Raw genomic sequence first — 15,676 nt, 5'->3', positions numbered from 1 at the left:
ATGATACATTCACGGAAACATGCCCGGCCACGGCGCGGGACATGCCCCAGCTGACAAGCCCTCCTACGACACACCAGTAAAGACGACGGCATCATGCTTTCCAGTTTTTCCACGCCCTTGCCGGACAATGCCCGGCACGCTGCCGACGGCATGCTCGAAGAAGCCGGCGACATCGTGTTCCGGCTCGACCCGCGCGGCCACGTGCTGTTCGCCAGCCGCCGCGCCGAGGCGCTGCTGGGTGCCGCGCGACCGCTGGCGGGGCGCTTGCTGGAAAGCTTCGTGTCCGACCTGGACCGTGCCGCCCTCATAACGACCCTTGCCGCATTGCCCGGCAGCGGCGTCGCGCGGCTGGAACTGCGCATGCAGGCGGCGGGCGACGAGCTCTGGTACGACCTGCGTTGTTCCACGTTCGGCAACGCCGACGGCTCGACCGAAGTGCTGGTGGTCGGGCGCGACCTGTCCGCGCAGCAAGCTACCGAGGAGCGCCTGCGGCACATGGCCACGCACGACACGCTGACCGGCCTGCCCAACCGCCTGCTCCTGGCGGACCGGATCCGCATGACGATCGCGCAGGCACGGCGCTCCGGCCAGGGATTCGCCGTCGCAGCCATCGGGCTGGACAGTTTCAAGAAGGTCAACGACGCCCTCGGCTACCCGGTCGGCGACACCGTGCTGCGCATGGCCGCCGCCCGGCTGCGCAAGACACTGCGTGACAGCGACACGCTGGCGCGCGTGGGTGGCGACGAATTCGTGGCCGTATTGCCCGGCACGGTCAACGAGCAGCAGGTGCGCCTCGTCACCGGTCGCCTGCTGGCCACGCTGCAGGCGCCATTCGAGATCGACGCCCACACGATCTACGTGGGCGCTTCGCTCGGCGTGGCCGTCTACCCGCAGCACGCGGAGGACGACGTGCGCCTGGTTGCGCTGGCCGACGCGGCGCTGTCGCGCGCCAAGCAGACGGGCAAGGCCCGCTGCGTGGTCTACAGCCCGCGCCACGACAGCCTCTCCGAGCACGACATCTCCCTGGAAGCGGCCATGTTCCAGGCGGTGCGCGAGGGAGAATTCATGCTGCACTACCAGCCGATCGTCGATGCCCGCACGCGCGCGATCGAGGGCTTTGAAACGCTGATGCGCTGGAAGCACCCCACCCTGGGCATGGTCTCGCCGGCCAGGTTCATCCCGATCGCCGAGACCAACGGCCTGATCAACCTGCTGGGGGCGTGGGCGCTGAAGGCGGCATGCGTGCAGCTGAAGCAGTTCCAGGAGGTGGCGAAACGACCGCTCTATATGTCTGTTAATATCAGCCCCCGCCAATTTCGTAACGACAAGTTTCTCGACGTGCTCGACGACGCCCTCTCCTACGCCGGTGTATCCGGCGAACAGCTCGTGCTGGAAATCACCGAAGGCACGCTGATGATCGATCCGGCCCATGCCGAAGCGGTCCTCGGCAAGATGGCCGAACGCCGGGCGCGCATCGCGATCGACGACTTCGGCACCGGCTATTCGTCGCTTGCCTACCTGAAGCGCTTTCCGATCTCGGTGCTCAAGATCGACCGCGCGTTCATCCGCGACCTGCCGGCATCGCAGAAGGATGGCGCCATCTGCAATGCGGTACTGGACCTGGCGCGCCACTTGTCGCTGTCCGTCGTTGCCGAAGGCGTGGAAACGGAGGAACAGATGGCCTACATGAACGAACGGGGCTGCCGCTACGTGCAGGGCTACCTCACCGGCAAGCCGATGGCCGCGCACGTTGCGATCGCCGCGCTCACCGAAAGCCTTTACGCCGACGTGGCGCGGGTGGCGCCATGACGGCCGGCAGCCAGGTCGATGGCCAGGTCGATGGTCAGGTCGGCGCGCTGGGCGAGCAGACGCTGGCCCTGCTGTGGGAACGCACCCGCCGCCAGGGCGACATGCCCGGTTTCGCGAAGGCCATCGGTGCCGTGCTCGGCGCGATGCGCGGCGAGGACGACGGCGATTTCAGCATGACCGAAACGGTGCTGTCGGACCCGGTGCTCACCAACAAGGTGCTGCGCCTCGCGAACAGCAGCATGTATTCGGCATTCGGCCAGCAGGTCAATACCGTCAGCAAGGCCGTGCTCGTGCTGGGCACCGAGGCCATCGGGCACCTGGCGCTGGGGCTCAAGCTCGTCGAGGAGCTGTCCGCGAGCGCCACCGATTCCACGCACGCGCACATCGAAATGGAAAAGGCGGTGCTGGCCGGCCTGGTCGCGCGCGAAGTTGCCGCCACCACGCACAGCCCGCAGACGGAACAGGCGGTCGTGTGCTCGATGCTGCAGACGCTGGGCCGCATGATGGTCACGTTCTACCTGCCGGAACATTGGATAAAGCTGCAGCAGCGCGGCGGCCCCGGCAACGAGGATGCCGTGGCGACGGAACTGCTGGGCCTGCCACTGGAGGACATCGGCATGGCCGCCGCCAGTCGCTGGAACCTGCCCCGCAACCTCGTGGCCGGCATGCGCACCATCGGGGCGACCGCTGCGGACGAGGCTGCGGAACCGCTGGCAGCCGCCGACTGGGTGGCGGGCATCGCCACGCTGGCGCGCCACTGCGCCGGCTTGCTGTGGCAGGACGACGAAGCGGGCGCTGCAGAAATCGAGCAGGCCTGCGCCGTGTTCGCGCCGCTGCTGGGACTGGACCTGGAACGGGTACGCGGCGCCGTCGCCCAGGCACGCGAAACCGCGGCCGAGGAACTGGCCATTGCGCCGCTGTCGAAACCGCTGGAACGCCGCGCGAAAGCGCTGGCCCGCACGCGCCAGCGTGCCGCGGGCAACCGCATCCTGCAAAGCGGCCTGGCCGACATGCGCGGCATGGTCGCCAACGCGAGCCCGGGCCAAATGGTTTCCGCCGCGCTGGAGACGGTCTACCAGGGACTCGATTTCTCGCGCGCCGTCGCGTTCGTGCGCAACCGGCGCGAAAACCGCTATGCGGCGCGCATGTGCTTTGGCGCGCTGCCGAAGGAACAGCTGGCGGCGATGTCGTTCGACGACGCCTACGAGCCGAACGTGTTCCATGCGGCGCTCAACAGCGACCGGGTGATCTTCATCGAAAATGCGCGCGACCAGAAATTCGCCGCCAAGCTGCCGCAATGGTGGCGTGCCGGCCTCGCCGAAGCGCGCAGCTTCGTGATCCTGCCGCTGTCGGCCAACGGCCAGCCGGCCGGCTTCCTGTATGGCGACTGGGATGAAACGTTCCCGCCGATCGAGCTGTCGCAAACGGAATTCGCGTTGCTGAACGATTTGCGCGCGCTGGTGGTATCGGCCATCGAACGGCGGCACCAGCTTGAAATGATGAACAGCCGCGCGGCCTGACCGCGACCGCCGCCGGCGCGGTGCCGGCGGCGTTTCCCGGCTTTATGCCTGGCCGGCAATCTCCGGCGTGGCCACCCGCACGTCGCCGCATTGGGCGCGGTGCATCAACGCATGGTCCATCAGCACCAGCGCCAGCATGGCTTCGGCGATCGGCGTGGCGCGAATGCCCACGCACGGATCGTGGCGGCCGAAGGTTTCCACCATCACCGGGTTGCCCGCCTTGTCGATGGAGCGGCGCGGCGTGCGGATCGACGACGTGGGCTTGATCGCGATCGATACCGTGATGTCCTGCCCCGTCGAAATACCGCCCAGCACGCCGCCGGCATGGTTGCCCACGAAGCCTTGCGGGGTCAGCTCGTCGCCATGCTCGGAGCCGCGCTGCGCGACCGATGCGAAGCCGGCGCCGATTTCCACGCCCTTCACCGCGTTGATGCCCATCATCGCGTAGGCGATATCGGCATCGAGCTTGTCGTAGATCGGCTGGCCCAGGCCCACCGGCACGTTCCTCGCCACCACGTCGATGCGCGCGCCGATCGAATCGCCGGCCTTGCGCAGTTCGTCCATGTACGTTTCCATCTGCGCGATCAGGGCCGCATCGGCCGTCGCGGCGAAGAACGGATTCGCGGACACATGGGCGAAATCCTGGAACGGCACCTCGATGTCGCCCAGCTGGCGCATGCAGCCGGCGAACTCGGTGCCGTATTGCTCCTTGAGCCATTTCTTGGCGATCGCCGCGGCGCCCACCACGGGTGCCGTAAGGCGCGCCGACGAGCGGCCGCCGCCGCGCGGATCGCGCACGCCATACTTGTGCCAATACGTATAGTCGGCGTGGCCGGGGCGGAAGCTGTCGACGATATTGCCGTAGTCCTTGCTGCGCTGGTCTTCGTTGCGGATCAGCAGCGCGATCGGCGTGCCGGTCGTAACGCCTTCGTAGACACCGGACAGGATCTGCACCGCGTCCGGTTCCTGGCGCTGGGTCACGTGGCGCGATGTGCCGGGCTTGCGCCGGTCCAGCTCGGGCTGGATATCGGCTTCGGTCAGGGCCAGGCCGGGCGGGCAGCCATCGATGACGCAGCCGATCGCCGGCCCGTGAGATTCGCCAAAAGTGGTTACCGTGAACAGCTTGCCAAAGGAATTGCCGGACATGAGATCAATCTGAGTGAGCGAAGGAACTGGCAATTTTACCGCTTTAGCATCGCCTGATCCAGCCAAACGGTATTGCAGCCATCGCGCCACAAATGCAACAATTTCTACCTGGCAATTCCGATGCGCCTTATAATGCGGAAGTTGCGCCGGCATCTTGCCCAATCCGCTATAAAGGGACCGGACGACACGATCTGGAGAAGGACGCATGCCCCCTACGAGCACTCCCATCGGCGCCGCACAGGACGAACTGGTCTTCCTGGACGAGCCTCCCCGGCAGCCAGCCGCGGCACCGCGCCGCGCCTGGCGGGTGATGATCGTCGACGACGACGCGGACGTGCATTCCACCACCACGTTTGCCCTCGGCAACCTGGACATCCAGGGTCGCCCGCTCGAGTTCGTTCATGCCTACTCGGCCGCCGAAGCGCGCGACGTGCTGGCGCGCGAACCGGGCATCGCCGTGATCCTGCTCGACGTGGTGATGGAGCAGGACGACGCCGGCCTGCACCTCGTGCGCCACATCCGCGAGACGCTGAAGCTGGCCGACGTGCGCATCATCCTGCGCACAGGGCAGCCCGGGTATGCGCCGGAGATCGACGCGATCCGCGATTTCGACATCAACGACTACAAGACCAAGTCCGAACTCACCCGCATCAAGCTGTACACGACGGTCACGGCGGCGTTGCGTTCCTACGAACAGATCCGTCGCATCGACGACAGCCGGCGCGGCATGAACCGTATCGTCGATGCCGGCACGGCGTTGATGGCCCTGCAAGGCATGCGCAATTTCGCCGCCGGCGCCCTCGTGCAGGCCGCTGCCTTGCTGGACCAGCCGGCCAGCGGCCTGCTGTGCGTGCAGGGCGAAGGCGGCATGGTGCAGGTGGTGGCGGGGTGCGGGGCCTGGCACGCGTGGGAAGGCTGCCAGCTCGGTCCGGCGTCCGATCCGCCGCTGCCGCCGGCAATCGCCAGTGCGCTGGCCGGCCGGCGCAACGTGGTTGGCGACGGCGCCGTTGCCCTGCACCTGGCCGGCAAGACTGGCCGCGTGTTTGTCGCGCTGCTCGACGTGGCGCGGCAGCCCGACGAGCTGGAGCGCCGGCTGCTCGATGTGTTCGCGGCCAATGTCGCCGTCGGCCTCGACAATGTCGAACTGATGTCGCACCTGCACGAGGCCGCGTTCTACGACACCCTGTCGAAACTGCCGAACCGCACCCGCCTGATCGAGATTCTCGACAGCACGCTGGCCAGTCCGGCGCGCAACGACGCCACGCTCTGCCTCGTGGACCTGGACCATTTCGCCGAAACCAACGATGCGCTGGGCCATGCCTTCGGCGATGGCCTGCTGGCGGCGGTGGCGTCCCGGCTGCAGGACAGCCTGGGCCGGCACCTGACGGTGGCGCGGATCGGCGGCGACATCTTTTGCGTGCTGGGCGATGCCGCGCAGGTGAATCCGGCAGGCATCCTGCCCCTGTTCCAGCAACCGTTCGAGATCGACGGGCAGACCGTGCAGGTCTCGGCCACGCTGGGCCTGGTGCGTCTGGCCGAGCACGATGGCAGCGGCACCGACGCACTAAAGGATGCGGACATCGCGCTCAAGCGCGCCAAGTCGCAGCAGCGGGCAGGCCATTTCTATTTCACCCGCAACATGGGCGTGGAGATCCGCGAACGGGTGCGCATGATGCACGCGCTGCGCACCGCGTTCAGCACGCACGAACTGTTCCTGGCCTACCAGCCGCAGATGGACCTGGCCACGCGCCGGCCGGTCGGCGCCGAGGCGCTGCTGCGCTGGCGCACGGCGGACGGCAAGTTCGTGCCACCCGACCGCTTCATCCCCATTGCCGAGTACTCGGGCCTGATCATCGACATCGGCGAATGGGTACTGCGTACCGCCTGCGCCGAGCTGGTGCACCTGCGCGAAGCGGGCCACACCGACTTCACCATGTCCGTCAACGTGTCGCAGGTGCAGTTCCGCCACCCGCAATTCCTGCAGGTGCTGCGCCAGGCCCTGGCGGACACGGGCGCCCCGCCCCGCCACGTCGAACTGGAAATCACGGAATCGATGGCGATGGAAGAACCGGAAACCTTCATCGAGATGCTGGCGCAGGTCAAGGAAACAGGCGTGCAGATCGCCATCGACGATTTCGGCACGGGCTTTTCATCGCTGTCCCACCTGCAACGCCTGCAAGTCGACCGCCTGAAGATCGACCGCGCGTTCGTGACCGAGATCACCGGCGCCACGCGCGGCAGCAGCATCGCCGAAATGGTGATCCAGCTGGGGCGCAACCTCGGCCTGTCCGTCGTCGCCGAAGGCGTCGAGGATGAGCTGCAGGCCCGCGTGCTGGAACAGCTGGGCTGCCCGCTCGCCCAGGGCTTCCTGTTCGCCCGCCCGATGGGCAGCGACGACCTGTCGGGATGGCTTACCGGCCAGGCGCTGCTGCGGGCTTGAACAACAGGGACGGACCGGGTCGCCGGACCGCCTGTTTTGGGGAAATATCAGGCACGTCTTCCTGACCAGCCAACAAAAAAACGCTGCCATGGCAGCGTTTTTTGTCGTGGTCTTGAAACCCTTCAGTTCGTCGTCTCGTCCTGCTCGGCCGGCCAGTCGCGGATATACGCCTTCAGCATGCGGTTCTCGAAGCTCTGCGCCTCGAGTACCGCGCGCGCCACGTCGTAGAACGAAATCACGCCCAGCAGTGTCTTGGCGTTCATCACGGGCAGGTAGCGCGCATGCTTTTCCAGCATGATGCGGCGCACTTCGTTGACCTCGGTATCGGGCGTGACCGTGATCGGGTGATCGTCCATGTGCTTGCGCACCGTGCCGCCGCCCACGGAGCCTTCGTTCGCATGCAGCGCCTTGAGCACCTCGCGGAAGGTCAGCATGCCCACCAGGTCGCCATACTCCATCACGACGAGCGAACCGATGTCCTTCTCGGCCATCGTCGTCGCCGCGTCCACCAGCGGCTGGTCCGGGGTGATCGTGTAGAGGATGTTGCCCTTGACTTGAAGGATTTCTGAGACTTTCATGGTGGCCGTCCTGTCCGTGATTGGTGATTTTTATCCTGTGCCTTCTGGCGCAATGTAGCGTATGCCCGGAAAAAAATCCAGCGCGAGAGGGAACCGTCCTGGTATTTACTCCCGGAACACCGGCTTACGACACGGCCGCAGGCACGCCGGCACGGTCCACGGCGGGGCCGAAATGGTCCGCCAGCGACAGCCCGAGGCCCGCTTCGACGGCCTCCTCGACATGGCGCGCCAGCCGGGCCGCATCGTGCCGGGCGGCCACATCGCGCGGGTCGTCCGACTCCTGGGCCACGCCGGCATTGACGGGCATGCCGCCGAACACGAACAGCCGGTACACCTCGGCCAGGGTCAGCACGTCGGGGTTGGCCAGCAGGACCCAGTTGTCGCCCGTGTCGTTGACGTGCTTGCCGAATTGCACGCGCGGCGGCGGGTCCGTGCGCACCCTTCCCACCCATCCCTTGCCCTGCATCTGTTCCAGCAGCGTATCGAGCTCGTCTATGCCGAGGCGCGTGCCGGCGCGGATCGCGCTCGACGTCACGAGCGCCGTGTCGCCATAGCGGCTGGCCGCGTGCAGCACCTTCAGCACGGCCAGCGCGTCGACGAACGCGCCGCCCGGCACCGGCTCGTACCACCAGCGCTCGTACTTGATGACCGGCAGCGCCGCCGCCAGCAGCGCGCCGAACAGCGTGATCAGCCACGACAGGTACACCCACAGCAGGAACAGCGGCAGCGCCGCCAGTGCGCCATAGATGCGCGAATACGTGGGGAATTCCGTGATGAACACGGCAAAGCCGCGCTTGGCCAGCTCGAACGCGAGCCCGGCCAGCACGCCGCCGGCCACCGCGTCGCGCCAGTCCACCAGCCTGGCCGGCACCACCATGTACAGGAACGTGAAACCGGCCGACGTGAGCACCAGCGACAGGACCGAATAGGCCAGCGCGCCGAACACGTTGCCGACGAGGCTGGACGTGGCCGAGAAGAAATCCGTGGACAGCGAGATCGACACGCCGATCAGCAGCGGCCCCAGCGTGATCAGCGCCCAGTAGACGAGGATGCGGCGCGTCCAGCGCCGCTCGGCCTTCACGCGCCAGATGCGGTTGAACACGCGCTCGATCATGCCCATCATCGCCACCGACGTGCCGACCAGCGTGACCGCGCCCACCGCCGAGAGCCCCGTGGCCTGTGCCGCGAACGTGGTGAGATACGACAGGATGGTGTTCGAGATCGCCTTCGGCATCACGCTCTGGATGAAATACGCCTCCAGCGCGGTGCGGAACGACATGAACATCGGAAAGGTGGTGAAGATCGCCAGCGCGATCGTCAGCATCGGCACCAGCGCGAATACCGTGGTGAACGTGAGGCCGCCCGCGACCTGGGGCAGGCTTTCCTCGCGCAGGCGGCGCCGCGCGAACAGGAACAGGTCGCGTACCTCAACCCACGACAGGGCGCGCAATTCGGCCACCCCGTCGCCGCAGCGGTCGGCGGCATACCGGTATATGGAGAATATACGAGAAGATATACGTTGCTTCAAACGATTCCGGCCCGTGGCCACTCTGTAAAGCGTTCTATAATACCAACGATGAACGCGCCCAACCTGATAATCCTTGTTTTGTTCTATTCCCGGCATGGCGCCACGCGCCGCCTGGCCGAGCTGATCGCTCAGGGCATCGAAAGCGTACCGGGCTGCGATGCCCGGTTGCGCACCGTGCCCGCCGTCTCCACCGTAACCGAAGCCACCGAGCCGGAAGTGCCCGTCGACGGCGCGCCCTATGTCGAATTGTCCGACCTGGAGGAATGCGCAGGCATCGCCGTCGGCTCGCCCACCCGCTTCGGCAACATGGCTTCCGCCATGAAGTATTTCTGGGACGGCACGTCGAGCCAGTGGCTGTCCGGCAGCCTGGCGGGCAAGCCGGCCTGCGTGTTCACGTCCACCGGCAGCCTGCACGGCGGCCAGGAATCCACGCTGCTGTCGATGATGATCCCGCTGCTGCACCACGGCCTGGTGGTCATGGGCCTGCCGTACACGCACCCCGACCTGATGACCACGTCCTCCGGCGGCACGCCGTATGGCGCCAGCCACTGGGCCGGCGTCGACGGCCGCAAGCCGGTCACCGATGAAGAAAAGCGCATTGCCGTCGCCCTCGGCAAGCGCCTGGCCGAAACGGCCGTCAAGCTGCGGGGCCGGTAATGTACGGCGCGCGCCAGCAGGTGCTGTGGTGGGGTGCGCTGGCCAGCGTGGCCGCGCTGATCGTCTTGTGCCTGCTGTGGGAAACGGTGCTGGCGCCGCTCAAGCCGGGCGGCTCCTGGCTCGCGCTGAAAGCCGTGCCGCTGCTGTTTCCGCTGATTGGCGTACTCAAGCGCGACCTGTACACGCTGCAATGGTCGTCGATGATGATCCTGGCCTACCTGGCCGAAGGCGTGGTGCGCGGCTACAGCGACACGGTCATGCCGTGGCTCGGCTGGGGCGAGGCGGCACTGGTGTTCGTGTTCTTCTGCTGCGCGCTGCTCTATGTGCACCCGTACAAGCGTGCCGCGAAGAAGGCCGCGCAGGAATTGCTGGACAAGGTTGCCCGCAGCCGCAATGGCCACAAGTAATGGCCACACGTAATCGCCACACGTAATCGCCACACGTAGTCGCAAAAATAATGGCCACAAACAAGCTTCATCGACCATGACGGCTTTCCTCGACCGCTGCCGTGCCATCACCGGCGCCGCCTATGTTCTCGATAGTGAAAACGGCGACCCGGCCGCCATGGCGCCTTACCTGCGCGACTGGCGCGGCCGCTTCACCGGCAGCGCGCGTGCCGTGCTGCGCCCCGGCTCCGTCGACGAAGTGGCGCAACTGGTGCGCCTGTGCGCCGCTGAACGGGTGCCGGTCGTGCCCCAAGGGGGCAACACGGGCCTCGTGCTGGGCAGCGTGCCAGATGGGAGTGGCAGCGCCGTCGTGCTGTCCGTGGCGCGGCTGAACCGCATCCGCGCCCTCGACCCCGTCAATCGCACCGTCACCGTCGATGCCGGCGTCATCCTCCAGCAGGTGCAGGAGGCCGCCGCCGCGGCGGACTGCCTGTTTCCGCTGTCGCTGGCCGCCGAAGGCAGCTGCACGATCGGCGGCAACCTCTCCACCAACGCCGGCGGCACGGGCGTGCTGCGCTACGGAAACGCGCGCGAACTGTGCCTGGGGCTCGAAGTCGTCACGCCCCAGGGCGACATCTGGTCGGGCCTGCGCGGCCTGCGCAAGGACAATACCGGCTACGACCTGCGCGACCTGTACATCGGCGCCGAAGGCACGCTCGGCATCGTCACCGGCGCCGTCATGAAACTGTACCCGGCGCCGAAGGCCTCGATCACCGCGCTGGCCGCCCTGGCATCGCCGGAACACGCGCTGCGCCTGCTGTCGCTGGCGCAGGACCGGGCCGGCGCCAGCCTGACCGGCTTCGAACTGATGTCGGCATTCTGCCTGGGCCTCGTGGCGAAGCACTTCCCGCAACTGCCGCGCCCTTTCGCGGCCGACTATGCGCAGTATGCCTTGCTGGAAATCTCGAGCAGCGAATCGGAAGCCCATGCCGTCGCGCTGCTGGAAGGCGCCATGTCGGCCGCCCTCGACGCCGGCATCGTGCTCGATGCGGTCGTCGCCACGTCCGTGGCGCAATCGCGCGGCCTGTGGCACCTGCGCGAGCACATCCCGCTGGCCCAGGCGGCGGACGGCAAGAACATCAAGCACGATATCTCGCTGCCGGTATCGTCGATCGCCGGATTCATCGCGCACACGGCGCCGCTGCTGCAACAGGCTTTCCCCGGCTGCCAGCTGGTCTGTTTCGGCCACCTGGGCGACGGCAACCTGCACTTCAACGTGGCGCCGCCGCCCGGCATCGACAACGAAGCATTCCTCGCCAACCAGGAAGCGGTCAACCGCGTGGTGCACGATACCGTGGTGGCGTTCGGCGGGTCCATCTCCGCCGAACACGGCATCGGCGCGCTCAAGCGCGACGAGCTGGCACGCTACAAGTCGCCCGTCGAACTGAACCTGATGCGGGCCATCAAGGCCGCGCTCGACCCGCTGGGCATCATGAACCCGGGGAAGATCCTGTGATCCGCGCCGCGCTTGCCACCGTCGCCGCCCTGCCCATCCTGGCCGCCCTGCCCGCGCAGGCGCAGACGTACAAATGCACGCATGGCAATACCACCTCGTACAGCGAAGCACCGTGCGAGCGTGGCGAACAAACCGTATTGCCGGCCCCGGATGCCCCCGCCGGCCAACGCGAGCCTGCCGACTTGAAACGGCTGCAGGAAGCGTCGGCGAAGCTGCAACGCGAACGCCAGCATCGTGAAGCGCAGCAGGACCGCGCCGACGCGCTCCACGACCGCCAGGCCGCGCGCCGCCGCGACCAGTGCGCAAAGCTGGAGCTGGCCCGCAAGTGGGCCGAGGACGACGTTCGCCGTGCCAGCCATGGCGGCGCCGAAACGGCCCGGCTGAAAGCCCGGCGCGCCGCCGAGCGCCATGCGGTCCAGTGCAAGTGACGACGTCCCGGTCCCCTTCCCTGCGCACGCTTTCCCGCTGGCTGCTGCTCGGTGAATGGCGCGCCCACCCGGTGCGCGCGGTGACGGCCGTCGTCGCGATCGCCGTCGGCGTCGCCCTCGGTTTCGCGATCCACCTGATCAACGCGGCCGCCTTCAACGAATTCTCGGCAGCGGTGCAAAGCCTCTCCGGCCAGGCCGACGTGCAGGTCGCCGGCGCCGAACCGCTGTTCGACGAAGACATCTATCCCCGGCTCGCGCAGCGGCCCGAGGTGGCAGTGGCCTCGCCCGTCCTGGAAATCAACGCTTCGCTGCCGGGCGGGCGCGAGCCGCTGAAGATCGTCGGCCTGGACGTGTTCCAGGCCGGCTACATCGCGCCCGACCTCGTGGGCGCGCCAGCCAGCGGCGTGGCCGGCGACACGCTGGGCACCGATGCGCTGTTCCTCTCTCCCGCCGCGCAGCAGTGGCTGGAAAAGAAGGCCGGCAACCCCATCGAATTCATGGCCGGTACGGAAACGGTCACGCTGCGCGTGGCCGGCTCGCTGCAACGCGCCCGCGTGGGCCAGCGCCTGGCCGTGATGGACATCGGCGCCGCCCAGTGGCGCTTCGGCCGCCTGGGCAAATTGTCGCGCGTGGACATCAAGCTGCGCGACGGCGTGGACCGCAACGCATTCCAGGCCACGCTGGCCCGCGAACTGGCGCGCGATTTCCCCGGCCGTTTCCGGGTCGGCCAGCCGAACGACGCCGACCAGGAAAGCCGCACCAGCAACATGAGCCGCGCGTATCGCGTGAACCTCAGCGTGCTCGCGCTGGTTGCCCTGTTCACCGGCGCGTTCCTCGTGTTCTCCACGCAGGCCTTGTCCGTGATGCGCCGGCGCAGCCAGTTCGCGCTGCTGCGCGTGCTGGGCTTCGAGCGCCGCCACCTGCTGCGCCAGGTATTGATCGAAGGCGCAAGCCTCGGCGTGACCGGCGCCCTGCTCGGCATCGCCGGCGGCTATGGCATCGCGGCCGCCGCCCTGCGCTTCTTCGGTGGCGACCTGGGCGCCGGCTATTTCGCCGGCGTGCAGCCGCAGGTGCAGTTCACACCGCTGGCCGCCATCGTGTATTTCGGCCTTGGTGTCGGCGTCGCGCTGCTGGGCTGCGCGGCGCCGGCATGGGAAGCGGCGCGCGCGGCGCCCGCCGTCGCGCTGAAGTCGGGCGCCGATGAAGTGGCGCTGGCACGCCTGTCCCGCCCATGGCCCGCCATCGCCTGCCTCGGCGTCGCCGCCGTGCTGTCGCAACTGCCGCCGGTCACCGAACTGCCCATCTTCGGCTACCTGTCGATCGCCCTGCTGCTGGTCGGCGGCATCGCCATGATGCCGCGCATCGCCGCGCTGGCGTTCCGTTTCGCCCATGCACGCTGGACCGCCGCCACGGCATCCCGCACCGCGATCCCGGTCGTCCCCACGCTGACGCTGGCCCGCCTGGCCAACGCTTCAGGCCAGGCCGGCATCGCGCTGGGCGGCGTGCTGTCGAGCTTTTCGCTGATGGTGGCCATGGCGATCATGGTGGCCAGCTTCCGCGTGTCGGTCGACAACTGGATCCTGCAGGTGCTGCCGGCCGACCTGTATGCGCGCATCGCCAGCGCCGGCGGCACGGCCGGCCTCACCCCACGCGAGCAGGAAGCGATCCGCCACGCGCCCGGCATCGCCCGCGCCGAGTTCCTGCGCCTGCGCTCCGTGTCGCTGGCGCCCGACCGCCCCAACGTGGCGCTGCTGGCGCGCGACATCGACCCGGCGCACCCGGACAAATCGATGGTCCTCGTCGGCCAGCAGGCCGTTCAATCGCAGGGTTCGTTGCCGCGCGCATGGGTATCCGAAGCGATGGCCGACCTGTACCGCATCGCCCCCGGCGAAACGCTGCGATTGCCGCTCGCCGGTACCGCCATGCCGTTCTTCGTCGCCGGCGTGTGGCGCGACTATGCGCGCGTCTCCGGCGCGGTGATGATCGAACGGACCGACTACCTTCGCCTCACGGGCGACGCCGACGTCAGCGACGCGGCCCTGTGGCTGTCGAAAGGTGTCACCACGGCCGATGCGTCCGACGCTCTGAAACGCCTGCCGTTCGGCGCCACGCTGGGCATCGAGGCGCCGTCGGCGATCCGCGCGCTGTCGCTGCGCATCTTCGACCGCAGTTTCGCCGTCACCTACCTGCTCGAAGCGATCGCCATCGTCATCGGCCTGTTCGGCGTGGCCGCCACGTTCTCCGCGCAGACACTGGCGCGGGCCCGCGAATTCGGCATGCTGCGCCACATCGGCGTCACGCGCGGCCAGATCCTCGGCATCCTGGCGCTCGAAGGCGGTGCGCTCACGGCACTCGGCATCGCCACCGGATTCGTGCTGGGCTGGGCGATCAGCCTGATCCTCGTGCACGTCGTCAATCCGCAATCGTTCCACTGGACGATGCAGATGCACTATCCGTGGCCCCTGCTGGGCGCCGTGGCCGGCGCGCTGCTGGTGGCCAGCATGCTGACGGCGCTGGCGTCCGGCCGGCAGGCGCTGTCCGGCGGCCCGATCCGCGCTGTGCGGGAGGACTGGTGATGCGCTTCCTGTTTCTGCTCCTGCTGGCGGTGGGCACATCGCTGTTCGCCGCGCCGCCTGTCTTCGCGCCGGTGGTGCCGCTGGCGGACGGCAAGCAACTGGTCTTCCCGCGCGACTTCGGTGCGCACCCGTCATTTCGCACCGAGTGGTGGTATGCGACGGGCTGGCTCACCACGGCCGATGGCAGGTCCGTCGGCTACCAGGTCACGTTCTTCCGCAGCCGCACCGAAACGGACGACGCCAACCCCAGCAAGTTCGCGCCGAAGCAGCTGATCATCGGCCACGCCGCGCTGTCCGATGCGACGCAAGGCAAACTGCTGCACGACGAGCGCAGTGCCCGGGCCGGCTTCGGCCTGGCCTACGCCAGCGAAACCGATACCGACGTCAAGCTGGACGACTGGCGCATGAAACGGGGCAGTGACGGCCGCTACACGATGAACATTCCTGCTTCCGGCTTCACGCTCGACCTGGCACTCGAGCCCACGCAGCCGATGCTGCTCCAGGGCCAGGGCGGCTATTCCCAAAAGGGTCCAAAGGCCAGGCAGGCCAGCTATTACTACAGCAAGCCGCACCTGAAGACGTCCGGCACCATTGTCGGCGCCGACGGCAAGCGCACGGCCGTCACCGGCGTGACCTGGCTCGACCACGAATGGTCCAGCCAGGTGCTCGATCCCGAAGCCGCCGGCTGGGACTGGGTCGGCGCCAACCTGGACGATGGCGGCTCGCTGATGGCCTTCCGCATCCGCAGGAAAACAGATAAAGGTGGCGATGCTACACTGTGGGCCCACGCGACGTGGCGCGACGCATCCGGTAAGATCACGCATTACGGTCCGAACGAGGTGACGTTCACCCCGCGCACGCGCTGGCGTTCGCCCCGCACGGGCGCCGAGTACCCGGTGGCGGTCACGATCGATACCGGCGGTACCCGCTGGCAGCTCGACCCGCTGCAGCCCGACCAGGAACTCGATTCGCGCCGCTCGACCGGCGCCGTGTACTGGGAAGGCGCCGTAACCGTGAAGCGCGACGGCCGGCAAGTCGGCCGCGCCTACCTCGAACTGACCGGTTATGTCCGGCCGATGAAACTATAAAAAC

12 protein-coding genes are annotated in these 15,676 nt (G+C 67.7%); 9 read left to right on the top strand and 3 right to left on the bottom strand.

What is annotated here, in order from left to right; translation table 11 throughout:
• The first annotated feature begins 93 nt into the window (after positions 1–93).
• Both ACY65G_RS04095 and ACY65G_RS04090 read left to right on the top strand, forming a co-directional pair.
• Complete coding sequence (locus tag ACY65G_RS04095) at positions 94–1,809, top strand: putative bifunctional diguanylate cyclase/phosphodiesterase (RefSeq protein WP_464996082.1); 1,716 nt, start codon at positions 94–96, stop codon at positions 1,807–1,809.
• On the top strand, positions 1,806–3,329 hold the full coding sequence (locus ACY65G_RS04090; protein WP_464996081.1) for an HDOD domain-containing protein: 1,524 nt from the start codon (positions 1,806–1,808) through the stop codon (positions 3,327–3,329). Before ACY65G_RS04095 ends, ACY65G_RS04090 begins: the two co-directional genes overlap by 4 nt.
• A 42-nt stretch (positions 3,330–3,371) precedes the next feature.
• Here ACY65G_RS04090 and aroC read toward each other — a convergent pair whose 3' ends face one another.
• Positions 3,372–4,475 (bottom strand): chorismate synthase, encoded by a 1,104-nt coding sequence (gene aroC / locus ACY65G_RS04085; protein ID WP_464996080.1) that lies wholly within the window; start codon positions 4,473–4,475, stop codon positions 3,372–3,374.
• Positions 4,476–4,680: 205 nt separating this feature from the next.
• Between aroC and ACY65G_RS04080 the strand changes: the two genes are divergently transcribed.
• On the top strand, positions 4,681–6,915 hold the full coding sequence (locus ACY65G_RS04080; protein WP_464996079.1) for a putative bifunctional diguanylate cyclase/phosphodiesterase: 2,235 nt from the start codon (positions 4,681–4,683) through the stop codon (positions 6,913–6,915).
• Positions 6,916–7,037: 122 nt separating this feature from the next.
• Here ACY65G_RS04080 and ACY65G_RS04075 read toward each other — a convergent pair whose 3' ends face one another.
• Positions 7,038–7,493, bottom strand: coding sequence for a CBS domain-containing protein (locus ACY65G_RS04075; RefSeq protein ID WP_464996078.1), 456 nt, complete (start codon positions 7,491–7,493; stop codon positions 7,038–7,040).
• Between the two features lie 124 nt (positions 7,494–7,617).
• Positions 7,618–8,943, bottom strand: a complete 1,326-nt coding sequence (locus ACY65G_RS04070) for a YihY family inner membrane protein (RefSeq protein ID WP_464996467.1) — start codon at positions 8,941–8,943, stop codon at positions 7,618–7,620.
• A gap of 126 nt (positions 8,944–9,069) precedes the next feature.
• On the opposite strand from ACY65G_RS04070, the gene wrbA reads away from it, so the two are divergent.
• From wrbA to ACY65G_RS04040, 6 genes are all read left to right on the top strand, one after another.
• A complete protein-coding gene (gene wrbA, locus ACY65G_RS04065; RefSeq protein ID WP_464996077.1) occupies positions 9,070–9,678 on the top strand; it encodes an NAD(P)H:quinone oxidoreductase in 609 nt (202 codons plus the stop codon).
• Entirely contained in the window at positions 9,678–10,085 is a 408-nt protein-coding gene (locus ACY65G_RS04060; protein WP_464996076.1) for a DUF2069 domain-containing protein, read from the top strand. The genes wrbA and ACY65G_RS04060 overlap by 1 nt, the downstream gene beginning before the upstream one ends.
• A gap of 76 nt (positions 10,086–10,161) precedes the next feature.
• A complete protein-coding gene (locus ACY65G_RS04055; protein WP_464996075.1) occupies positions 10,162–11,580 on the top strand; it encodes an FAD-binding oxidoreductase in 1,419 nt (472 codons plus the stop codon).
• Positions 11,577–12,008, top strand: coding sequence for a DUF4124 domain-containing protein (locus tag ACY65G_RS04050; RefSeq protein ID WP_464996074.1), 432 nt, complete (start codon positions 11,577–11,579; stop codon positions 12,006–12,008). The genes ACY65G_RS04055 and ACY65G_RS04050 overlap by 4 nt, the downstream gene beginning before the upstream one ends.
• A complete protein-coding gene (locus tag ACY65G_RS04045) occupies positions 12,005–14,584 on the top strand; it encodes an FtsX-like permease family protein (RefSeq protein WP_464996073.1) in 2,580 nt (859 codons plus the stop codon). The genes ACY65G_RS04050 and ACY65G_RS04045 overlap by 4 nt, the downstream gene beginning before the upstream one ends.
• Positions 14,584–15,672, top strand: coding sequence for a lipocalin-like domain-containing protein (locus ACY65G_RS04040; protein ID WP_464996072.1), 1,089 nt, complete (start codon positions 14,584–14,586; stop codon positions 15,670–15,672). The genes ACY65G_RS04045 and ACY65G_RS04040 overlap by 1 nt, the downstream gene beginning before the upstream one ends.
• Positions 15,673–15,676 lie beyond the last annotated feature (4 nt).

This window comes from Pseudoduganella sp. jia 12 (assembly GCF_055502675.1).
This window is presented reverse-complemented; position numbering and strand designations above follow the sequence as displayed.

Bases quoted from the DNA above. Each gene is read 5' to 3' on its own strand.
- ACY65G_RS04095 (WP_464996082.1), top strand. From the start codon at position 94: ATGCTTTCCAGTTTTTCCACGCCCTTGCCGGACAATGCCCGGCACGCT.
- ACY65G_RS04090 (WP_464996081.1), top strand. From the start codon at position 1,806: ATGACGGCCGGCAGCCAGGTCGATGGCCAGGTCGATGGTCAGGTCGGC.
- aroC (WP_464996080.1), bottom strand. From the start codon at position 4,475: ATGTCCGGCAATTCCTTTGGCAAGCTGTTCACGGTAACCACTTTTGGC.
- ACY65G_RS04080 (WP_464996079.1), top strand. From the start codon at position 4,681: ATGCCCCCTACGAGCACTCCCATCGGCGCCGCACAGGACGAACTGGTC.
- ACY65G_RS04075 (WP_464996078.1), bottom strand. From the start codon at position 7,493: ATGAAAGTCTCAGAAATCCTTCAAGTCAAGGGCAACATCCTCTACACG.
- wrbA (WP_464996077.1), top strand. From the start codon at position 9,070: ATGAACGCGCCCAACCTGATAATCCTTGTTTTGTTCTATTCCCGGCAT.
- ACY65G_RS04060 (WP_464996076.1), top strand. From the start codon at position 9,678: ATGTACGGCGCGCGCCAGCAGGTGCTGTGGTGGGGTGCGCTGGCCAGC.
- ACY65G_RS04055 (WP_464996075.1), top strand. From the start codon at position 10,162: ATGACGGCTTTCCTCGACCGCTGCCGTGCCATCACCGGCGCCGCCTAT.
- ACY65G_RS04040 (WP_464996072.1), top strand. From the start codon at position 14,584: ATGCGCTTCCTGTTTCTGCTCCTGCTGGCGGTGGGCACATCGCTGTTC.